We start from the raw sequence: 20496 nt of genomic DNA on the forward strand, positions 1-20496 counted from the left end.
GTTCCTGTTTCCAGGCCCTCCGGGCGCTTCCTTCGTTTCCGACTCTATCAGATCTTTCCGATCCGATTTCCTCGGTGCTTTCCGGTCCTGAGTTTTAATTCCTCGGGGCCTTCCGGCGTGTCCACTACTTTAGCCGATTTCCCGGGCGGCTCATAATCGAGCCTTTCGAAACGAATTCCGGCATGCCGAAACAAGCCCCGAAGGGATTCGTCGCAGTGAAGTGGATGGCCGCTCTCGGGGCGCTTGAAAAAGCACCACCGTCTCAAGCGGCTCGGGCCACGTTACGCGTCTGTCCTGGCAGGGTCAAGTCGACGCTTCCGGGGCGTGTGGGGGCGGTACGGGCTGACCGTGGGGTCCTCGGCGATCCAGAAGCGCCAGGGATGCGGGGCGCCGTCGCCGCCCACGCCCGTGCGCGGGCCCGTACGGATCAGGGACGGGTCCGGTGGGGTGCCGGTGAGGACCGCGAGAGGGGCGTCGTGACCTGCGCAGACGTCCGTGCCGTTGAGAGAGCCGGGGACGTCCAGGGCGGTGGCGAGGCGGGCCGGGCCCTTCGCCAGTTCGGCGTCCTTGCGGGCCGAGCGGCGACGGGGGCGGGCCTGTTCCGCGCCGCGCAGGATTTCGCCCGCTCGGAGCAGTACCCCGCTCGCCTCGCCCTCGGGGCCGCACACCAGGTTCAGGCAGTGCCACATGCCGTAGGTGAAGTAGACGTACGCGTGGCCGGGCGGGCCGAACATCACGGCGTTGCGGGGGGTGCGGCCGCGGAAGGCGTGCGATCCGGGGTCGATCGCGCCGGCGTACGCCTCCACCTCGGTGAGGCGCAGCTCCATGCGTCCCTCGTCGGTCGTCCGCACGAGGGTGCGGCCGAGGAGGTCCGGGGCCACTTCCAGGACGGGGCGCTCGAAGAAGCTCCGCGGGAGCGGCGTACGGTCGGGGCTCTCGCTCATGGCGTCCGAGCGTAACGGGGAGAACCATGGAACCCGCTACGGTCGTCGCGCGTATGTAGGGGACAGGAACGAGAAGGAGAGAGTGCCATGGGATTCAAGAAGCTGCTGGCCAGCCTGGGTGCCGGTGGGGCGACCGTGGAGACGGTGCTCACCGAGGAGAACGTGGTCCCGGGCGGCGTCGTCCAGGGCGAGGTCCGGATCCAGGGCGGCAGCGTCGACCAGCAGATCGAGGGGCTGTCCGTCGGTCTCCAGGCGCGTGTGGAGGTCGAGGGCGGCGACCAGGAACACAAGCAGGACGTCGAATTCGTGAAGGTGCGTCTCGGGGGTGCCTTCGAGGTGAAGGCCGGCGCGGTGCACGTGGTGCCGTTCGGTCTCGAGATCCCCTGGGAGACGCCGGTCAACACGATCGCCGGGCAGCGGCTGCACGGCATGGAGATCGGGGTCTCCACCGAGCTGGAGATCGCGCGCGCGGTGGACTCGGGCGACCTCGACCCGATCAACGTGCACCCCCTGCCGGCGCAGCAGGCGATCCTCGACGCCTTCATCCAGCTGGGCTTCCGCTTCAAGAGCGCGGACATGGAGCGCGGGCACATCCGCGGGACCCGCCAGCGGCTGCCCTTCTACCAGGAGATCGAGTTCTTCGCGCCGCAGCAGTACCGCGGCCTGAACCAGGTCGAGGTCAGCTTCGTCGCGGACGACCGCGAGATGGACGTCGTCCTGGAGATGGACAAGAAGCCGGGGCTGTTCACCGAGGGCAGCGACTCCTTCCGGGCGTTCAAGGTGGGTCTGGACGACTACCGGGGCACCGACTGGAACGCGTACCTCAACCAGTGGCTCGCCGAGGTCGGCGGCCGTCGCAACTGGCTCTAGTACGGACTGGACGGAGGGTTCGACATGGACCAGGGACAGCGGGCTCCGCTCCCCCACGCCTTCCATCCGCCGGTGGCCGAGTTCACCGTGGCGAGCGACGACGTCGCGCCCGGCGGGGTGCTGAAGGACGCTCAGGTGTACGCGGAGGGGAACGTCTCCCCGCAGCTGCGCTGGGAGGGCTTCCCGGCGGAGACCGGGAGCTTCGCGGTGACCTGCTTCGATCCGGACGCGCCGACGGGCAGCGGGTTCTGGCACTGGGTGCTCTTCGACATCCCGGCGTCGGTCACCGAGCTGCCCGCAGGTGCGGGTTCGGGCTCCTTCGAGGGGCTTCCGGCCGGTGCCGTGCACGCGCGGAACGACTACGGGTCGAAGGACTTCGGCGGGGCCGCCCCGCCGGCCGGGGACCCGGCGCACCGCTACGTCTTCACGGTGTACGCGGTGGACAAGGAGAAGCTGGGGCCGGACGCCGACACCTCGCCGGCCGCCGTCGGGTTCAACCTGCGTTTCCACACGCTGGGCCGGGCCCAGCTGGTCGGTGAGTACGCGGCTCCCGCGGCAGGCTGATCGTTCGTTTGTTGTTTGCCCGCTTCTGGTCTTGGAGAGATCAGAAGCGGGCATCTTTTGTTGCGCACGAAATTGCGTTGTCCGACCCCGGCCGGCCCGGCCATCGTTGATCCAAGCCCGCCAGGGGGGTGGGCCGGTACACGGGAGGTGGGCACAATGCGGGACACGCTGGTACTGAACGCGAGCTTCGAGCCGCTTTCGACGGTCACACTCAACCGTGCGGTGGTGCTTGTCCTTCAGGACAAGGCCGTCGTGGAGCAGTCCCATCCCGATCTGCGGGTGCGTGCCGCCGCCGTCGACCTTCCGGTGCCCCGGGTGATCAGGCTGTGCCGGTTCGTCCGGGTGCCGTTCCGAAGACAGGCCCCGTGGTCGAGGAGGGGGGTGCTGGTCAGGGACCAGCACCGGTGCGCGTACTGCGGGAGGCGCGCGACGACCGTGGACCACGTGGTGCCGCGGGCGCAGGGTGGTGGGGACAGTTGGCTCAATACGGTCGCTTCCTGTGCGGAGGACAACCACCGCAAGGCGGACCGGACGCCTGAGCAGGCGGGGATGCCGCTGCTCTTCGAGCCGTTCGAGCCGACGCCGGCGGACGCGATGCTGCTGGCGATGCGGGCCGGTGAGCGGTCGGAGCTGCCGGACTGGCTGACGCGTACCGCCGCCTGATCCGTACGGACGTGAGAGGGCCCGCCCCCGTCGGGGCGGGCCCTCCGTCGTCTCCGGGTCACTTCAGGGTGAGCTGGAGGATGGCGACGACGCCGACGGCGATGATGACGCCGCGCAGCACGGCGGGCTTGAGGCGGCGGCCGACCTTGGCGCCGATCTGGCCGCCGAGGGTGGAGCCGACGGCGATGAGGAGGACGGCGGTCCAGTCGAACTCGGCGACGAAGAGGAAGAAGACGGCGGCGACGCCGTTGACGAGGGCGCCGAGGATGTTCTTGACCGCGTTGATCCTCTGGAGGTCGTCGTCGAGGAGCAGGCCCATGAGGGAGAGGTAGAGGACTCCCTGGGCGGCGCCGAAGTAGCCGCCGTACATGCTGGCGAGGGTGAGGCCGACGAGGAGGACGGGGCCGCCGTCGGGGTGGGCCTCGTTGCCGGTCTGCTCGCGGCGGCGCTGGACCGCGGCGGCGATGCGGGGCTGGAGGAGGACGAGGACGAGGGCCAGTCCGATGAGGACGGGGACGATCGCGTCGAAGGCCTCGGAGGGCAGGGCGAGCAGCAGGACGGCGCCGATCAGGCCGCCGACGAGGGCGGCGGAGCCGAGGCGGAGCACCCGGCGGGTCTGGCCCTTGAGTTCGCGGCGGTAGCCGATGGCCCCGCTGATGGAGCCGGGCACGAGGCCGAGGGCGTTGGAGACGTTCGCGGTGATCGGGGGGAGTCCGGTCGCGAGGAGGACGGGGAACGTGATGAGCGTCCCCGATCCGACGATGGTGTTGATGGCGCCGGCGCCGATACCCGCGGCGAAGACCGCCAGGGCTTCCCAGATGGACAAGGCCGTTTCCTCACATGGTCAGTGGCTCGCCTCCCCGCCCTGCGTGCGGCAAGGGTCGAGGGGCTCGCACCGATCATGCCCGGAGTTACGTGTACGTGTCAGCAATCAGTTCAGTCGACGGTGGGTTCTTCTCGCCTGGCGGCCGGGACGTCCTTGGTGAGGGGCGGGGTTCCCGGGTTCATGTTGCCGAGGGCGCCGGAGAGGCCCTTGAGGGCGTCGCCGATCTCGCTGGGCACGATCCAGAGCTTGTTGGCGTCGCCCTCGGCGATCTTCGGGAGCATCTGGAGGTACTGGTACGAGAGGAGCTTCTGGTCCGGGTCGCCGGCGTGGATGGCCTCGAAGACGGTGCGGACGGCCTGGGCCTCGCCCTCCGCCTTGAGGGCCGCGGCCCTGGACTCGCCCTCGGCGCGGAGGATGGCGGACTGCTTCTCGCCCTCGGCGCGGAGGATCTCGGACTGGCGGACGCCCTCGGCCTGGAGGATGGCGGCGCGCTTGTCGCGGTCCGCGCGCATCTGCTTCTCCATCGAGTCCTGGATGGAGGTCGGGGGCTCGATGGCCTTGAGCTCGACGCGGTTGACGCGGATGCCCCACTTGCCGGTGGCCTCGTCGAGGACGCCGCGGAGGGCGGCGTTGATGTCCTCGCGGGAGGTGAGGGTCCGCTCCAGGTCCATGCCGCCGATGATGTTGCGGAGGGTGGTGACGGTGAGCTGCTCGATGGCCTGGATGTAGCTGGCGACCTCGTAGGTCGCGGCCCGCGCGTCGGTCACCTGGTAGTAGATGACGGTGTCGATGTTGACGACCAGGTTGTCCTGGGTGATCACCGGCTGGGGCGGGAAGGGGACGACCTGTTCGCGGAGGTCGATGCGGTTGCGGATCGTGTCGATGAACGGGACGACGATGTTGAGGCCGGCGTTGAGGGTGCGGGTGTAGCGGCCGAAGCGCTCCACGATCGCGGCGCTGGCCTGCGGGATGACCTGGATCGTCTTGATCAGGGCGATGAAGACGAGCACCACCAGAATGATCAGGACGATGATGACTGCTGACATCGTGTTCCCCGTGCCCTTCGCTGCCGGTTGTCTGCCGGGTTTCTTCCGATGATCGAGTTTCCCATGCCGCCGGGGCGTCAGGGGCGGGCTTCGGTCAGATGACGACGGCGGTGGCGCCCTCGATCTCGACCACGTCGACCTCGTCGCCCGGCTCGAAGACGCGGGTGGCGTCGAGGGAGCGGGCCGACCAGATCTCGCCGGCGAGTTTGATGCGGCCGCCCTCGGCGTCGACCCGTTCCACGACGCGGGCCTGACGGCCCTTCAGGGCGTCGATGCCGGTGGCGAGGGCGGGGGTGCCTGCGCGGTGGCGGGCCGCGATCGGGCGTACGACGGCGACGAGCGCGACGGAGACCACCACGAAGACGATCACCTGCGCGACGATGCCGAAGCCGAGGGCGGCGGTGACCGCGCCGGCGACGGCGCCGACGGCGAACATGCCGAACTCCGGCATGGCGGTGAGGACCAGGGGAATGCCGAGCCCCACCGCGCCGATCAGCCACCAGATCCATGCGTCGATGTCCACACGGTCATGGTAGGGCGGGTGGGGCCGGATCGGACAGGGCGCGGTGCGGTACCGGTGCGGTGCCGGTGCCGTGGCTGTGCGGGTCACGGCGGTTCACGGCCCTGTCGGACGGGGCTACTTGAGGGGCAGGCCCTGGGCGGTCCAGCGGTCGCCGACGCGTTCGACGACGAGCGGGAGGCCGAAACAGCGGGAGAGGTTGCGGGAGTTGAGCTCGGTCTCCATGGGTCCGGCGGCGAGCACCTTGCCCTGACGGATCATCAGGACGTGGGTGAAGCCGGGGGCGATCTCCTCGACGTGGTGCGTGACCATGATCATGGAGGGGGCGTACGGGTCGCGGGCGAGGCGCCCGAGGCGGCGGACCAGGTCCTCGCGGCCGCCGAGGTCGAGGCCGGCGGCGGGCTCGTCGAGGAGGAGGAGCTCGGGGTCGGTCATCATCGCGCGGGCGATCAGGGTGCGCTTGCGCTCGCCCTCGGAGAGGGTGCCGAAGCGGCGGTCCAGGTACTCGGTCATGCCGAGGCGGTCGAGGAAGGCCTTGGCGCGGGCCTCGTCGACCGGGTCGTAGTCCTCGTGCCAGGTGGCGGTCATGCCGTACGCGGCGGTGAGGACGGTCTGGAGGACGGTCTGGCGCTTGGGGAGCTTCTCCGCCATGGCGATGCCGGCCATGCCGATGCGGGGGCGCAGTTCGAAGACGTCGACGCCGCCGAGGCGCTCGCCGAGGATGGTGGCGGTGCCGGAGGTGGGGTAGAGGTAGCTGGAGGCGAGGTTGAGGAGGGTGGTCTTGCCAGCGCCGTTCGGGCCGAGGATGACCCAGCGCTCCCCTTCCTTGACCGACCAGGAGACCTCGTCCACCAGAGCGCGTCCGTCGCGGACCACCGATACGTCCACCAGCTCCAGTACATCGCTCATGAGCGCGTTGTCTCCCCTTGCCGTCGAGTCGTGTCGGCTCGTGTCGTCGCCTTGGGCCGCGGGCGCGGCGTCCACGGGAAAACCTACGTCATCGGCGGGGCGGGCCGGTCCCTAGGGCGTCGTTCGGGTCCTTACTCTGGGGGGATGCTTTCGGAACCACGTTCAGGACGCCTGGCCGCCTGGGGCAACGCCCTGCTGGCCGGGGCGGTGTCGCCGGACGACGCGGCGCTGGCGATTGTCGGGGAGGACGCGGTGCACCGCGTGGCGGGGGTGCCGGGCGAGGCGGCCCCGGTGGGGCTGACGCTGGCGCTCGGGCGGCTGCGGCGGCTGGGGGTGACCGGGTGGCGGGTGGCGCTGCCCGCGCCGGGTCATCCGCTGGGGCTGAGCGGTCCGCCGGACTTCAACGCGCGCGCGTTGGAGGCGGAGGAGGCGGTGGTCGGTCACGGAGCGCCGTACGGGCTGGTGCCGGAGGTCTCGGAGGCGGGGCCCCGGGGGGACGTGCACGTGGAGGTGGTGTGGCACTGCCTGGCGGTGCGGGAGGCGCCGCCGGCCGACGTGCCCTCGCTGAGCGAGGCGGAGCGCGAGCTGGCGGAGGCGCTGCGGGACGCGACGGCGGCGCTGACCCGGCTGGACGTGGCGGCGTCGGGCCCCGCGGCGGAGGCGGCGCGCGAGGCGTACCGGGCGCGGGCGGAGGCGGGCCGCGAGGTCCTGGCCCCCGGTTACCCGCCCCGGGCGGTACGGGTCCTGGAGCTGGCCCAGCGGGTCGGCCTGATGGTGGGCCTGGCGTACGGCGACGGCCACGGGGGCGCGGTGAGCGCGTCCGAGATGGCGGCGCGGGGCGCCGCGCTGGCGCCGGTGGAGCGGGTCGCCCGGCGGGCGCAGGTCGCGGCGTACAACGCGTGGGTGGAGGAACGGGAGCGGGAGCGGGGCCACTGACCTGCCCGGTCGGCGGGCGGCGTACGGGCGGGGTCCCGGCGCGGGGGCGTGGGGGAAGAGGGGAAAGAGGAAAAGGGGACGGCCCCCGGAGGGAGGTTCCGGGGGCCGTGGGGGCTCGGTCAGCCGTTGAGGGCGTGGTTGCCGAAGGCCGGGTTGAGCAGGCCGATCACGTTGACCGTGTTGCCGGAGACGTTCACGGGGACGTGGACCGGGACCTGCACCAGGTTGCCGGAGGCGACGCCCGGGGAGTTGAGGGCCTTGCCGTCGGCCTCGGCGCCGTGGGCGGAGGCGACACCGGCACCGGCGGCGACGATGCCACCGGCGACCATGGTGAGGGCAGCGGCCTTCTTGAGGTTCTTCACTTGGTACTTCCTCCTGGTCATCGCTGCGGCCGGTCCGCCGCAGCACGCCATGGAGAACGCCGCCGGCCCCGTCGGGTTGCGCCGAATGGGGGATGTGCACCCGACGGAATGACGTTCTGAACGGGCGTGCGCCCCGGCGCGTAACAGGAGCGTTTCAGGTGGTGAGGCCGTGGCGGACCGCCCAGAGCGCCGCCTGGGTGCGGTCGGCGAGGTCGAGCTTCATGAGGATGTTCGAGACGTGGGTCTTCACCGTCTTCTCGGAGAGGACGAGGGCACGGGCGATCTCCCGGTTGGAGCGGCCGTCGGCGATCAGGCCGAGGACCTCCCGCTCGCGCTCGGTGAGGGTGGTGCCCCGTCCCGTACCGCCCTGGGGGTCGTCCTGGGCGAGGAGGGCGCCGGCCACCTCGGGCTGGAGCAGGACGTGGCCGGCGTGGACGGAGCGGATGGCGCCGGCGAGGGCGTCGGGGTCGATGTCCTTGTAGACGTATCCGGAGGCGCCCGCGCGGAGCGCGGGGACGGCGGTGCGCTGCTCGGTGAAGCTGGTGACGATGAGGACCTTCGCCGGGTTGGCGAGGGCGCGCAGCCGCTTGAGCGCCTCGATGCCGTCGGTGCCCGGCATCTTGATGTCCATGAGGACGACGTCGGGCCGCAGCTCCTCGGCGCGGGCGACGCCCTCGGCGCCGTCCCCCGCCTCCCCGACGACCTCTATGTCGTCCTGGACCTCCAGGAAGGTGCGCAGGCCGCGGCGGACGACCTGGTGGTCGTCGACCAGGAGCACGCGGATGGGCTTGTCAGCCACCGGGGACCTCCATCTCGATCGTGGTGCCCTCGCCGGGGGCGGAGGTCACGGTGAGGGCGCCGCCGACTCCGGCGGCGCGGTCGCGCATGGACACCAGGCCGAGGTGGCGGCCGGCGCGGCGGACCGTCATCGGGTCGAAGCCGCGGCCGTCGTCGGTGACCGTGAGGCGGGCGCCCTGGCCGTCGCGCACCAGGGTGACGGTGACACGGCCGGCGTCGGCGTGCCGCAGCGCGTTGTGCAGGGCTTCCTGGGCGACCCGGAGGACGGCTTCCTCCTGGGCGGCGGGCAGGGCGCGGATGCCGGGGCTGTCGAAGACGACCGTGGCGGAGTGGGCGCGGTCGAGGACCTGGACCTGGGTCCGCAGCGTGTGCACCAGGCCGTCCTCGTCCAGGGCCGCGGGGCGGAGCTCCACGACGGCGGCGCGCAGCTCGTCGGCGGCCTCGGCGGCGAGGACGGCGACCTGCTGGAGCTCGCCCTTGGCGCGGGCGGGGTCGCGGTCGACGAGGGCGGCGGCGGCCTGGGCGGTGAGCCGGAGCGAGAAGAGCTTCTGGCTGACGGCGTCGTGCAGCTCGTGGGCGAGCCGGGAGCGCTCCTCGGCGATGGTCAGCTCGCGGCTGCGCTCGTACAGCCGGGCGTTGGTGAGGGCGATGGCGGCGTGCTGGGCGAGGATGCCGAGCAGTTCCTCGTCCTGCGCGGTGAAGCCGCAGCCGCCCTCGGGCTTGGAGCAGCGCTTGTTGGCGAGGAAGAGGGCGCCCAGGGTCTCGTCGCCGTCCCGGACGGGGAGGCCGAGGAAGTCGGAGAGCTCGGGGTGGGCGTCGGGCCAGCCGCCGAACCGGGGGTCCTCGCGGACGTCGGCGAGGCGCTCGGGCTCGGCCTTGTGGAGCATCGCCGCCAGGACGCCGTGCTGGCGGGGCAGCGGGCCGATGGCCTTCCACTGCTCCTCGGTGACGCCGTCGACGACGAACTGGGCGAAGCCGCCGTGGTCGTCGGGGACGCCCAGTGCCGCGTACTCGGCGTCGAGCAGCTCGCGGGCGGAGACCACGATCGTCTTGAGGACGTCGCGGACCTCCATCTGCCGGCTCATCGCCAGGAGCGCGGTGCTCACGGCGGCGAGGCCGGAGCTCGGTCGGTGACTCATGGCTTCACGGTACCGGCGGGGCGTGACGGTCCGTATGGGGCTGTGGACGGCCGTGGCGCGGGTCGCGGGACCTAGGTCGAAGGACCCTCGGGCGCGCGGTGGAGGGGACGCGGGCCGGGACCCCGGGCGCGTCCGGCGGGGACGGGGGCCGGGGGCGGGCGGATAAGAGGGCACGCGCGCGTGCGCGAGGGGGCGGGTCCCGCGGAGCGCGTACCACCGGGGAGGGAGGGCGGGGGCGGGGGTTCTCGTCCTCTGGGTGGAGGAGGGTCACCCTGCGCATTGCTCACGCAACGTCCGGTGAGTTTGTTACGGGGCCCATGTGAGCCCGCGCATAGGACGCAGGTCACTTACGAAGCTTCCTAGTGGAGGGCGAGAGGTCCCTTTTGGGCGGGGCGAAACGGGCTTGAAGCCGTTTCTCGGGCGTGTGCACCGGCCCCTGATCCACTACCCGGGATCGTACGTCACACCTTTGCCACGCGATTTTGCTGCCGCTAAGAATTGCCCCCGTCGCCGCCGAGCAGGCGCAGCGCCGCCCCGGCCCAGCGACCCCCAGCGATTCGAAGAGGTAGTCCTGCATGTCTCAGAACACCCCTGGCCACAGTCGTGGTCTGAAGAAGACCCACAAGGCCACGATCGCCGGCGTCGCCGCCCTGGGCGCTGCCGCGCTCACCCTCTCCCTCGTGCCGGGCAACGGCTCCACGGAGACCGAGCCGCAGGCGCTGAACAGCAGCCAGCAGGTGGCGTGGTCCTATGACGCGAGCAGCCCGCAGGCCAAGGCGCTGGCCGCGAGCGTGGCGGACCAGCAGTCCACCATCGGCCTGCAGGCCAAGCAGGAGGCCGCGGCCAAGGCCAAGGCGACCGCCGCCGCCAAGGCGAAGGCCGCGAAGGCCAAGGCCGCCGCCAAGGCGAAGGCCGACGCCGCCGCGAAGAAGCGGGCCGCCGAGGCCAAGGCCGCGGCGAAGGCCAAGGCCGACGCGAAGAAGCGCGCCGCGACGAAGACGGCCGCGAGCCGCTCCGTCGCCCGGACGCCGGTCTTCGCGAACAACCTCGACGGCTGGATCCGCGAGGCGCTCTACATCATGGACAAGCACGACATCCCGGGTTCGTACCACGGGCTGCACAAGAACATCATGCGCGAGTCCAGCGGCAACCCGTACGCGATCAACAACTGGGACATCAACGCCATCAACGGCGTCCCGTCCAAGGGCCTGCTCCAGGTGATCTACCCGACCTTCAAGGCGTACCACGTGGCGGGCACCAAGTTCGACCAGTACGACCCGGTCGCCAACATCGTCGCCGCCGCCAACTACGCGGCCGACCGTTACGGCTCGATCGACAACGTCAACAGCGCTTACTGAGTCGCCCGGCGACGACAGGAGGGCGGCACCCCGTGCGGGTGCCGCCCTCCCGGCGTGGTCCTCCGGGGCCGTTACTTGCGCATGACCTCGGGCTCGTGGCGGCGCAGCAGGCGGGCGACCGCGATGCCGAGGACGACGGTCATGAAGAGCAGCACACCGATGTTGAAGCTCCACTGGCCGACGCTGTGCTCCCACAGCGGGTCCAGGTCGGTGGGGTTCTTCGGGTCCCACGGCGCCATCAGGTGGGCGAGGTCGAGAGTGGTGCCGGCGCCGGCGATGGCCCAGCGGGAGGGCATCAGCCAGGCGAACTGCTCCAGGCCGGGCGAGCCGAAGACCTTGAAGAGGATGCCGGTGAAGACGACCTGGACGATCGCGAACATGACGAGCAGCGGCATGGTCTTCTCGGCGGTCTTCACCAGGGCGGAGATGACCAGGCCGACCATCATCGAGGTGAGGCCGAGCGCGATGACGGTCAGGCAGAGCTCGACGGCCGGCGGCATGAGCAGGCCCTCGGCGGGCAGGTCGCGGATGGCGAAGCCGATGACGCAGAGGATGACGCCCTGGAAGGCCGTGATGACGCCGAGGACGATCACCTTGGACATCAGGTAGGCCGAGCGGGAGAGGCCGGTGGCGCGCTCCCGTTCGTAGATGACCCGTTCCTTGATCAGTTCTCGGACGGAGTTGGCCGCGCCGGAGAAGCACATGCCGACCGTGAGGATCAGCATGATGATGCCGGCGTCGCCGTTGAACCGGGACGGCGGTGTGGGCGGCGCGAGGCCGAAGTCGGCGGGGATGACGACCGAGACCGAGCCGATGACCGCCGGGAGGATCACCATGAGGGCGAGGAAGCCCTTGTCGGAGACGATCACCGAGGTGTAGCGGCGGATCAGGGTCCACAGCTGGGAGCCCCAGCCCTGCGGCTTCGGCGGGCGGGACATCGCCTGCTGCGGCATGTGGACCGGCTGGGCGGCGACGGCGTCGATGTCGGCGGCGTACAGCTGGTAGTGCTGCGAGCCCTTCCAGCGGCCGGCCCAGTCGTAGTCGCGGTAGTTCTCGAAGGCGGAGAAGACGTCGGCCCAGGAGGAGTAGCCGAAGAAGTTCAGCGCCTCGTCCGGCGGGCCGAAGTACGCCACGGAGCCGCCGGGCGCCATCACCAGGAGCTTGTCGCAGAGGGCCAGCTCGGCCACCGAGTGGGTGACGACGAGGACGGTGCGGCCGTCGTCGGCGAGGCCGCGGAGCAGCTGCATGACGTCGCGGTCCATGCCCGGGTCGAGACCGGAGGTCGGCTCGTCCAGGAAGATCAGCGAGGGCTTGGTCAGCAGCTCCAGGGCGACGGAGACGCGCTTGCGCTGGCCACCGGAGAGGGAGGTGACCTTCTTCTCCTTGTGGATGTCGAGCTTGAGCTCGCGCAGCACCTCGTCGATGCGGGCCTCGCGCTCGGCGGTCGCGGTGTCGCCGGGGAAGCGGAGCTTGGCGGCGTACCGGAGCGCCTTCTGGACGGTCAGCTCCTTGTGCAGGATGTCGTCCTGCGGGACCAGACCGATGCGCTGGCGCAGCTCGGCGAACTGCTTGTAGAGGCTTCGGTTGTCGTAGAGGACGTCGCCCTCGTTGGCGGGCCGGTAGCCGGTGAGCGCCTTGAGGAGGGTCGACTTGCCGGAGCCGGAGGGGCCGATGACGCCGATGAGCGACTTCTCGGGGACGCCGAAGGAGACGTCCTTGAGGATCTGCTTGCCGCCGTCGACGGTGACGGTGAGGTGGCGGGCCGAGAAGGAGACCGAGCCGGTGTCGACGAACTCTTCCAGCTGGCCGCCGACGATCCGGAAGGTGGAGTGGCCGACGCCGACGATGTCCTGCGGGCCGAGGAGGGCGGTGCCGCCCTTGGGGATCGGCTGACCGTTGACGTAGGTGCCGTTGTGCGAGCCGAGGTCGCGGATCTCCATGCGACCGTCGGGCGTGGCGTGGAACTCGGCGTGGTGGCGTGAGACCTGGAGGTCGGAGACGACCAGTTCGTTCTCGAGCGCACGGCCGATGCGCATCACGTGGCCGAGGGCGAGCTGGTGGAAGGTGGTCGGGCTGCGGTCGGAGTAGGCCGACGACGCCCCCGCGGCGCCGCTGGTCTTCTGGGCCAGCTGCTCGACCGGACCGCCCCCCTGGTGGGGCACCTGCGGCGGGACGTAGCCGCCGTGCTGCGGGGTGGGCTGCTGCCAGCCGCCCTGCTGCGGCGGCGCGGCGTCGTGGGTGGCCCACTCGGCCTGCTGCCCGACGGGCGGCTGGACGGGCTGGGCGGGGGCTCCGCCCTGGTGGGCGTGGGCCGGCCGGCCGGCGTGCGCGGCCTGCCCGGCGGCGAGGTTCAGGCGCGGGCCGTCCGTCGGGTTGCCGAGGTGGACGGCGGTCCCGGGGCCGATCTCCAGCTGCTGGATCCGCTGCCCGGCGACGAAGGTGCCGTTGGTGGAGCCGTGGTCCTCGATGGCCCAGCTCCGGCCGTTCCAGCTGATCGTGGCGTGCCGCCACGAGACCCGGGCGTCGTCGATGGCAAGGTCCCCTTGGGGGTCGCGCCCCAGGGTGTACGACCGGGACGGCTCCAGCGTCCAGGTCCTGCCGTTGAGTTCGAGTACGAGTTCTGGCACTCCATGCCCCACTGTGTGTCCCCCGATGCGCCCCCGACACGGGGGCCCTAGGGATGGCGAATCATCCTGGGGAACTATTTCAGGCCGGGTCCCGGATCCGAAAGTCGGGCGGCGTGAAGACCCGGGGAAGGGCCGCCGGGCGTCTCCGGCGCGGCGTTCGGCCGGGTGGGTGTCCGGAACGCGGGACGGGACGCCGGGTGGCACCGGGTGCCCGATACGGTGGGAGCACCATGAGCGCATCGCAGACACCGGACGTTCCCGCCGTTCACCCCGCGGACGTTCCCACGCTTCTCGTCAAGATCTTCGGGAAGGACCGGCCCGGGATCACCGCCGGCCTGTTCGACACCCTGGCCGCCTTCTCCGTGGACGTCGTCGACATCGAGCAGGTCGTGTCGCGCGGCCGGCTCGTGCTGTGCGCGCTGGTCACCGAGCCGACCGTCGCCTCCCAGGGCGAGCTGCGCGCCACCGTGCACAGCTGGGCCGAGTCGCTGAAGCTCCAGGCCGAGATCATCTCGGGCACCGGCGACAACCGGCCACGCGGCGAGGGCCGCTCGCACGTGACGGTGCTCGGGCACCCGCTGACGGCCGAGCAGACGGCGGCCATAGCGGCCAGGATCGCCGGGTCGGGCGGCAACATCGACCGTATCTTCCGGCTGGCGAAGTACCCGGTGACGGCGGTCGAGTTCGCGGTCTCGGGGTGCGCGACGGAGGTGCTGCGGACGGCGCTGGCCACCGAGGCGCACACCATCGGCGTGGACGTGGCCGTGGTCTCCGCCGGGCTGCACCGGCGGGCGCAGCGGCTGGTCGTCATGGACGTGGACTCGACGCTGATCCAGGACGAGGTCATCGAGCTCTTCGCGGCGCACGCGGGGTGCGAGGAGAAGGTCGCCGAGGTGACGGCGGCGGCGATGCGCGGCGAGCTGGACTTCGAGCAGTCGCTGCACGCGCGCGTGGCGCTGCTGGAGGGCCTGGACGCGTCGGTGGTGGACAAGGTGCGGGCCGAGGTGCGGCTCACGCCGGGGGCGCGGACCCTGATCCGCACCCTGAAGCGGCTCGGTTTCCAGGTCGGCGTGGTCTCGGGCGGCTTCACGCAGGTCACCGACGATCTGAAGGAGCGGCTGGGGCTGGACTTCGCCCAGGCCAACACCCTGGAGATCGTCGACGGGAAGCTGACCGGCCGGGTGACGGGCGAGATCGTGGACCGGGCGGGCAAGGCGCGGCTGCTGCGCCGGTTCGCGGCGGAGGCCGGGGTGCCGCTGGCGCAGACGGTGGCGATCGGCGACGGAGCCAACGACCTGGACATGCTGAACGCGGCGGGGCTCGGGGTGGCGTTCAACGCCAAGCCGGTGGTCCGCGAGGCGGCGCACACGGCGGTGAACGTGCCGTTCCTCGACACCGTGCTGTACCTGCTCGGGATCACCCGCGAGGAGGTCGAGGCGGCGGACGGCGGCGAGGAGCTGCTCCACTGAGGCGCGCCGGCCCGTGTCGTACGGGAAGGGGCCCGGCCGCTCGCGCGGTGGCCGGGCCCCTTTCGCGTGTCCGCGTGCGGGTCAGTCGTGGGGCGTCCAGAAGTCGACGAGGCGGCCGGTGCCGGGCTCGACGGACTTCCAGGTGCCGGTGAAGGTGAGGACGGCGAAGGCGGCGGTGGGGTAGCCGGTGCGGTTCATCCGGGCGAGGGTGGTGCCTTCGGCCTCGCCGGCCAGGACCTCGGCGAGGGCGTGCATGCCGGGGTTGTGGCCGATGACGAGGACGTCGTCCACGTCCTCCGGGACCTCGTTGAGGAGGGCGACGAGCTCGCCGGGGGACGCCTCGTAGATCCGCTCCTCGTAGACCGTCCGGGGGCGCTCGGCCAGTTCGTGGACGGCGAGCTTCCATGTCTCACGGGTGCGCGTCGCGGTCGAACAGAGGGCCAGGTCGAAGTGGATCCCGGACTGGGCGAGCCGGCGGCCCGCCACGGGGGCGTCCTTGCGGCCGCGCTCGGCGAGCGGGCGCTCGTGGTCGGTCTCCTGGCCCCAGTCTGCCTTCGCGTGCCGGAGCAGCACGATCCTGCGGGTTGTCTCGACGCTCATGGTCCACAGCTTGGCACGGATCGGCCCGTCATGACTCAGAGAGCGAGGGTTTGCCCGATCCGCTGGAGGAGGTGTCCCATCCCGCCGTCCCCACCGGCCGCGGCGGCCTCACCGGGCCCGGTGACCAGCAGCAGGAGGACGGTGAAGGCGGCCACCGGGAGGGCGAGGGCCCACCAGGGCAGCCGGGTGTCGACGCCGGCGGGCGTGGTCCGGTCGCCGGTGCGGGTGAGGGCCGTCATGACCGCCTCCGTGGGGAGACCCCGGGGACGGAGCCCCGGGGAAGGGTGGGAGCCGCGGGTGTCGCGGCGTGTCTCCACCGTAGGGAGCGCGGGGGCCGTGGCCCATCCGGTGATCCACCCAGTCATCCCCGAGGCTTCCCCCTAGGGGATGCGGGGGTTTTCCCCACCCCCGTCTCGGGGGCGGGGGTCACGGGGAGGCGATCGAGGCGATGACGGCGATGACGACCGTGATGCCGAGCATCGCGCCGAGCACGACGAGCAGCTTCTTCTGGCCGCCCTGGGGATTGGGTTCGAGAACGGGCATGGCCCCAGTCTCGCATCTCAGGATTCGTCCTCGACCGTGCGGTCCCGTCCGGCGAGCGTGCCCACGATCATCTGGGGCACCATCAGCCCGCCCATGAGGGCGATCGGCACGCCCCAGCCGCCGCTGTGCTGGTAGAGGACGCCGACGAGGAGGGGGCCGGGGATCGAGATGAGGTAGCCGACGCTCTGGGCGAAGGCGGAGAGGCGGACGACACCCGTGCCGGTGCGCGAGCGCATGCCGATCATGGTGAGGGCGAGCGGGAAGGAGCAGTTGGAGATGCCGAGGAGCACCGCCCAGATCCAGGCGCCGCCGGCCGGGGCGAGGAGCAGACCCGTGTAGCCGACGAGGCCGCAGCTGCCGAGGGCGACGGCGATCGGGCCCTGGTGGCGCATCCGGGTCGCGAGGCGCGGGATGACGAAGGCGAGCGGGACGCCCATGACCATGGTGACCGCGAGCAGGACGCCCGCGGTGGAGGCGGGGACGCCGGCGTCGCGGAAGATCTGCGGCATCCAGCCCATGGTGATGTACGCGCCGGTGGCCTGGAGGCCGAAGAAGCAGGCCAGGGCCCAGGCGGTGCGGCTGCGGTACATGGGGCGGGGCGCCGCCCCGGGAGCGGCCCCCTCGGCCGAGTCCGGCGCCGCGGCGGAGGTCGGGGCCGAGTCCGGCGCCGCGGCGGAGGTCGGGGCCGAGGCGGGCGCCGGGGCGGAGCTCGGGGCGCCCGGCTCCGTGCGGGGGGTGCCGGTGCGGTCCTTGACGAGCGGGAGCCAGGGCAGGACGGCGAGGGCGGCGAGGACCGCCCAGATGCCGAGGCCGAGGCGCCAGTCGCCGCCGAGGGCGTCGGTCATGGGGACGGTGACGGCGGCGGCGAGCGAGGTGCCGAGCGCCAGGGCCATGGAGTACAGGCCGGTCATGCTGCCGATGCGGTCGGGGAAGTACCGCTTGACGATCACTGGCATGAGGATGTTGCTGACGGCGATGCCCATGAGGGCGAGGGCGCTGGCGGCCAGGAAGGCCGCGGTGCCGGTCGCGAACGGGCGCAGCAGCAGGCCCGCGAGGATGGCGGCCATGCCGGCGCAGACGACGGCGGCGGGGCCGAAGCGGCGGGCCAGGCGCGGGGCGGTGATGCCGAAGGCCGCGAAGCAGAGCGGCGGCACCGAGGTGAGGACGCCGGCGACGGTTCCGCTCATGTGCAGGCCGGCGCTGACCTCTTCGAGGAGGGCGCCGAGGCTGGTGATCGCGGGGCGCAGGTTGAGCGCGGCGAGGGCGAGTCCGACGGAGACGAGGCCGAGCGTCCAGCGGGCCGGGCCGCCGGTCACCGGGGCGGGTGTCGGGTGCTCCGGGGCGGGGGCCGGCCGTACGGCGGCGGGTTCGAGGGTCTTCGGCTCGTCTGACATGGAGCCATCATAGAATCATGGGATGATTGGTTGTCCAATCTCGAACCAACCTCGAACCAATCGCGAACCCACCTCGGCCCGGTCCCGACCCGATCCCGAACGGCCTCCCCCGCGCACATCTGTGAAACTCCTCCTCGGAACATCTGTTGAAGGCGAGTCCCCCATGGCCCTCGGGCACCCCCGGCGCACCGGTCTGACCGACCAGGTGATCGCCGAGCTGCGGAACCAGATCACCTCCGGCGAGTGGCCGGTCGGCTCCCGGATCCCGACCGAGCCCGAGCTGGTCGAGCAGCTGGGCGTGGCCCGCAACACCGTCCGCGAGGCCGTCCGCGCCCTCGCCCACAACGGACTGCTCGACATCCGGCAGGGCTCCGGCACCTACGTGGCGGCGACGAGCGAGCTGGCCGGGGTGATGCACCGGCGGTTCGCGGGCTCCGATCCGACGCACGTGGCCGAGCTGCGCTCCACGCTGGAGTCGGCCGCCGCGCGGTTCGCGGCGCGGCGGCGCTCCGAGCGGGACCTGGGGCAGCTGGACGCGCTGCTCGTCCGGCGCGAGGAGGCGTGGGAGTCGGGGGACGCGGAGCGGTTCGTCACGGCGGACGCGGCCTTCCACCACGCGGTGGTGGCGGCGTCGGGCAACGACGTGCTGACGGAGCTCTACGCGGACCTCGGCGATCTCCTGCGGGAGTGGCTGCGCGACGACGTGGGACAGGTGCTGCGGCCGGAGAACCACATGGACCACGCGCGGCTGGTGGAGGCGATCCGGGCCGGGGACGCGGAGCGGGCCGGCGAGGAGGCCGCGGGCTATCCGTTCATGTGCCTGGGCGGGGAGAAGGCGCAGGATCCGCCGCCGGTTCGTGGGTGACCCAGGCGGAGCGGACCTCCTTCCAGCAGCGGGCGGTGAGCGTCGCGTAGTCGGCGGGCGCCACGTCCACGGGGGAGCTGTCGGTGTCGAGGTCCCACCAGGGGTCGCACTCGACGTGCAGCCGCACGCGGTCGGTCCGGGGGTACGGATTGCGGCAGTGGGCGGTGACCCGGGTGCCCTCGACGACCGTGTGGCAGGAGGCGCCGAACTCCTCCGGCTCGTCGGCGGCCGGGGCGGCCAGGGCGGGTTCCTCGGTGGGGGCGGGGGCCGCGTGGACCTCCGCGGCGACGGCGGTCCCGAGAAGCAGGGCGGCGACCGAGGCGTAGGCGGCGAAGCCGCGGTGGAGCGCGCGCATGCCCGTACCTCCTCCCCGTGAGTAGCCGGAACGACACGCTCCGACCAGTCTGCGGCGGACCGCCGGACTTTTCGAGTCGAGAGGCCAGCCGCGAACGGCCCAGGGCCGGGTGCCGGGGGGCGGGAACGGCCCAGGGCCGGAGCGGTACGGGCGCGGTCAGGCGCCGATCGCGTGCAGACCGCCGTCGACGTGGACGATCTCGCCGGTGGTCTTCGGGAACCAGTCGGAGAGCAGCGCCACGATCGCGCGGCCGGCCGGCTCCGGGTCGGACAGGTCCCACTCCAGCGGGGAGCGGCTGTCCCAGACGGAGGCCAGCTCGCCGAAGCCCGGGATGGCCTTCGCGGCCATGGAGCCGAGCGGGCCGGCCGAGACCAGGTTGCAGCGGATGTTCTGCTTGCCCAGGTCACGCGCCATGTAGCGGCTGGTGGCCTCCAGGGCGGCCTTGGCCGGGCCCATCCAGTCGTACTGCGGCCAGGCGAACTTGGCGTCGAAGGTGAGGCCGACGACCGAGCCCCCCTCGCTCATCAGCGGCAGCAGCGCCATCGTCAGGGACTTCAGGGAGAAGGCCGAGACGTGCATGGCGGTGGCGACGGACTCGAACGGCGTGTTGAGGAAGTTGCCGCCGAGGGCGTCCTGCGGCGCGAAGCCGATGGAGTGCACGACGCCGTCGATGCGGTCGCCGAGGTGCTCGCGGACCTGGCCCTCCAGGCGCGCGAGGTGCTCGTCGTTGGAGACGTCGAGCTCCAGGACCTTGACCTTGTCGGGCTGGGGCAGCTTCTTGGCGATGCGCTCGGTCAGCGTCGGCCGGGGCCAGGCGGTGAGGATGATCTCCGCGCCCTGCTCCTGGGCCAGCTTCGCGGCGTGGAAGGCGATGGAGGACTCCATCAGCACACCGGTGATGAGGATGCGCTTGCCCTCGAGAATTCCGCTCATGGTGATCAGTGACCCATGCCCAATCCGCCGTCAACCGGAATGACGGCTCCAGTGATGTACGAGGCGTCGTCGGAGGCGAGGAACCTCACCGTGGCGGCGATCTCCTCCGGCTTCGCGTAGCGACCGAGCGGCACCTGGGACACGATGCCCGCGCGCTGCTCGTCGGTGAGCACGGCGGTCATGTCGGTGTCGACGAAACCGGGCGCGACGACGTTGAACGTGATGTTCCGCGAGCCGAGCTCACGGGCGAGCGAGCGGGCGAAGCCGACCAGGCCGGCCTTGGAGGCGGCGTAGTTGGCCTGGCCCGCGGAGCCCAGCAGACCGACGACCGAGGAGATCAGGACGACGCGGCCCTTCTTGGCGCGGAGCATGCCGCGGTTGGCGCGCTTGACGACCCGGAAGGTGCCCGTGAGGTTGGTGTCGACCACGGAGGTGAAGTCGTCGTCGGACATGCGCATCAGGAGGGTGTCGCGGGTCACGCCGGCGTTGGCCACCAGGACCTCGACCGGGCCGTGCTTCTCCTCGATCTCCTTGTACGCCTGCTCCACCTGCTCGCCGTCGGTGATGTCGCACTTGACGGCCAGGCAGCCCAGCTCGGTCAGCGCGGCCGGCGGCTCGCCCGAGCGGTACGTGAACGCGACCTTGTCGCCGGCCTCGGCGAACGCGCGGGCGATGGCGAGGCCGATGCCCCGGTTTCCTCCGGTGACGAGAACCGAGCGGCTCAACGGATCACCCTTTCGATCAGCGGTCTGGTACATCGAAAACCTATCGGTAC

The 20496-nt window shown here is 71.7% G+C and carries 23 protein-coding genes; 7 read left to right on the plus strand and 16 right to left on the minus strand.

Annotated elements, in window-relative coordinates:
- Positions 1-281 precede the first annotated feature (281 nt).
- Positions 282-944 carry a DNA-3-methyladenine glycosylase gene (locus ACFQ8C_RS12840; RefSeq protein ID WP_383455641.1) on the minus strand — a complete coding sequence of 221 codons (663 nt, stop codon included), beginning with the start codon at positions 942-944 and terminating at the stop codon, positions 282-284.
- Positions 945-1031: 87 nt separating this feature from the next.
- Between ACFQ8C_RS12840 and ACFQ8C_RS12845 the strand changes: the two genes are divergently transcribed.
- The 3 genes from ACFQ8C_RS12845 (at position 1032) to ACFQ8C_RS12855 (ending at position 3041) form a co-directional block, all read left to right on the plus strand.
- Entirely contained in the window at positions 1032-1814 is a 783-nt protein-coding gene (locus ACFQ8C_RS12845; RefSeq protein WP_383455644.1) for a sporulation protein, read from the plus strand.
- A 24-nt stretch (positions 1815-1838) separates the two neighbouring features.
- Positions 1839-2378 (plus strand): YbhB/YbcL family Raf kinase inhibitor-like protein, encoded by a 540-nt coding sequence (locus ACFQ8C_RS12850; protein WP_383455647.1) that lies wholly within the window; start codon positions 1839-1841, stop codon positions 2376-2378.
- 156 nt (positions 2379-2534) lie between these two features.
- Complete coding sequence (locus ACFQ8C_RS12855; RefSeq protein WP_383455650.1) at positions 2535-3041, plus strand: HNH endonuclease; 507 nt, start codon at positions 2535-2537, stop codon at positions 3039-3041.
- Positions 3042-3099: 58 nt separating this feature from the next.
- On the opposite strand, the gene ACFQ8C_RS12860 is transcribed toward ACFQ8C_RS12855, so the two are convergent.
- From ACFQ8C_RS12860 to ACFQ8C_RS12875, 4 genes are all read right to left on the minus strand, one after another.
- A complete protein-coding gene (locus ACFQ8C_RS12860) occupies positions 3100-3867 on the minus strand; it encodes a sulfite exporter TauE/SafE family protein (protein WP_383455653.1) in 768 nt (255 codons plus the stop codon).
- A 110-nt stretch (positions 3868-3977) separates the two neighbouring features.
- The gene (locus ACFQ8C_RS12865; protein WP_383455655.1) at positions 3978-4913 is read right to left on the minus strand and encodes an SPFH domain-containing protein; all 936 of its coding nucleotides are present in this window, start codon (positions 4911-4913) and stop codon (positions 3978-3980) included.
- Between the two features lie 94 nt (positions 4914-5007).
- Positions 5008-5436: an NfeD family protein gene (locus ACFQ8C_RS12870; RefSeq protein ID WP_383455658.1), complete on the minus strand. Its 429-nt coding sequence runs from the start codon at positions 5434-5436 to the stop codon at positions 5008-5010.
- A gap of 114 nt (positions 5437-5550) precedes the next feature.
- On the minus strand, positions 5551-6342 hold the full coding sequence (locus ACFQ8C_RS12875) for an ABC transporter ATP-binding protein (RefSeq protein WP_383455661.1): 792 nt from the start codon (positions 6340-6342) through the stop codon (positions 5551-5553).
- A gap of 144 nt (positions 6343-6486) precedes the next feature.
- Between ACFQ8C_RS12875 and ACFQ8C_RS12880 the strand changes: the two genes are divergently transcribed.
- Complete coding sequence (locus tag ACFQ8C_RS12880) at positions 6487-7278, plus strand: hypothetical protein (RefSeq protein WP_383455664.1); 792 nt, start codon at positions 6487-6489, stop codon at positions 7276-7278.
- 119 nt (positions 7279-7397) lie between these two features.
- Here ACFQ8C_RS12880 and ACFQ8C_RS12885 read toward each other — a convergent pair whose 3' ends face one another.
- From ACFQ8C_RS12885 to ACFQ8C_RS12895, 3 genes are all read right to left on the minus strand, one after another.
- Positions 7398-7640 (minus strand): chaplin, encoded by a 243-nt coding sequence (locus ACFQ8C_RS12885; RefSeq protein ID WP_043219578.1) that lies wholly within the window; start codon positions 7638-7640, stop codon positions 7398-7400.
- A gap of 154 nt (positions 7641-7794) precedes the next feature.
- Entirely contained in the window at positions 7795-8439 is a 645-nt protein-coding gene (locus ACFQ8C_RS12890) for a response regulator (RefSeq protein WP_383455667.1), read from the minus strand.
- The gene (locus ACFQ8C_RS12895; protein WP_383455670.1) at positions 8432-9577 is read right to left on the minus strand and encodes a GAF domain-containing sensor histidine kinase; all 1146 of its coding nucleotides are present in this window, start codon (positions 9575-9577) and stop codon (positions 8432-8434) included. The genes ACFQ8C_RS12890 and ACFQ8C_RS12895 overlap by 8 nt, the downstream gene beginning before the upstream one ends.
- 575 nt (positions 9578-10152) lie before the next feature.
- On the opposite strand from ACFQ8C_RS12895, the gene ACFQ8C_RS12900 reads away from it, so the two are divergent.
- On the plus strand, positions 10153-10935 hold the full coding sequence (locus ACFQ8C_RS12900) for a transglycosylase SLT domain-containing protein (protein WP_383455673.1): 783 nt from the start codon (positions 10153-10155) through the stop codon (positions 10933-10935).
- 71 nt (positions 10936-11006) lie between these two features.
- Here ACFQ8C_RS12900 and ACFQ8C_RS12905 read toward each other — a convergent pair whose 3' ends face one another.
- Entirely contained in the window at positions 11007-13574 is a 2568-nt protein-coding gene (locus ACFQ8C_RS12905) for an FHA domain-containing protein (protein WP_383455676.1), read from the minus strand.
- 218 nt (positions 13575-13792) lie between these two features.
- Here ACFQ8C_RS12905 and serB point away from each other — a divergent pair, with 218 nt between their 5' ends.
- Complete coding sequence (gene serB / locus ACFQ8C_RS12910) at positions 13793-15031, plus strand: phosphoserine phosphatase SerB (protein ID WP_383455679.1); 1239 nt, start codon at positions 13793-13795, stop codon at positions 15029-15031.
- Positions 15032-15112: 81 nt separating this feature from the next.
- Here the strand turns inward: serB and ACFQ8C_RS12915 are convergent, their stop codons facing one another.
- The 4 genes from ACFQ8C_RS12915 to ACFQ8C_RS12930 all read right to left on the minus strand — a co-directional run bounded on the left by ACFQ8C_RS12915 (position 15113) and on the right by ACFQ8C_RS12930 (position 17568).
- The gene (locus ACFQ8C_RS12915; protein WP_383455682.1) at positions 15113-15631 is read right to left on the minus strand and encodes a SixA phosphatase family protein; all 519 of its coding nucleotides are present in this window, start codon (positions 15629-15631) and stop codon (positions 15113-15115) included.
- A 35-nt stretch (positions 15632-15666) separates the two neighbouring features.
- The gene (locus ACFQ8C_RS12920) at positions 15667-15870 is read right to left on the minus strand and encodes a hypothetical protein (protein ID WP_383455685.1); all 204 of its coding nucleotides are present in this window, start codon (positions 15868-15870) and stop codon (positions 15667-15669) included.
- Positions 15871-16057: 187 nt separating this feature from the next.
- Positions 16058-16174, minus strand: a complete 117-nt coding sequence (locus ACFQ8C_RS12925; RefSeq protein ID WP_277349137.1) for an SGM_5486 family transporter-associated protein — start codon at positions 16172-16174, stop codon at positions 16058-16060.
- Between the two features lie 17 nt (positions 16175-16191).
- Positions 16192-17568: a CynX/NimT family MFS transporter gene (locus ACFQ8C_RS12930; RefSeq protein ID WP_383455688.1), complete on the minus strand. Its 1377-nt coding sequence runs from the start codon at positions 17566-17568 to the stop codon at positions 16192-16194.
- 163 nt (positions 17569-17731) lie between these two features.
- Between ACFQ8C_RS12930 and ACFQ8C_RS12935 the strand changes: the two genes are divergently transcribed.
- Positions 17732-18433, plus strand: coding sequence for a FadR/GntR family transcriptional regulator (locus tag ACFQ8C_RS12935; protein ID WP_383455691.1), 702 nt, complete (start codon positions 17732-17734; stop codon positions 18431-18433).
- Here ACFQ8C_RS12935 and ACFQ8C_RS12940 read toward each other — a convergent pair.
- The 3 genes from ACFQ8C_RS12940 to fabG form a co-directional block, all read right to left on the minus strand.
- Positions 18381-18788: a hypothetical protein gene (locus tag ACFQ8C_RS12940; protein WP_383455694.1), complete on the minus strand. Its 408-nt coding sequence runs from the start codon at positions 18786-18788 to the stop codon at positions 18381-18383. The two genes, ACFQ8C_RS12935 and ACFQ8C_RS12940, sit on opposite strands and share 53 nt — an antisense overlap.
- Before the next feature lie 156 nt (positions 18789-18944).
- Positions 18945-19721, minus strand: a complete 777-nt coding sequence (fabI, locus tag ACFQ8C_RS12945) for an enoyl-ACP reductase FabI (protein WP_383455697.1) — start codon at positions 19719-19721, stop codon at positions 18945-18947.
- 5 nt (positions 19722-19726) lie between these two features.
- Complete coding sequence (gene fabG / locus ACFQ8C_RS12950; RefSeq protein ID WP_383455700.1) at positions 19727-20446, minus strand: 3-oxoacyl-[acyl-carrier-protein] reductase; 720 nt, start codon at positions 20444-20446, stop codon at positions 19727-19729.
- Positions 20447-20496 lie beyond the last annotated feature (50 nt).

It is taken from the genome of Streptomyces sp. NPDC056503, assembly GCF_042794995.1.
GTDB lineage: Bacteria > Actinomycetota > Actinomycetes > Streptomycetales > Streptomycetaceae > Streptomyces.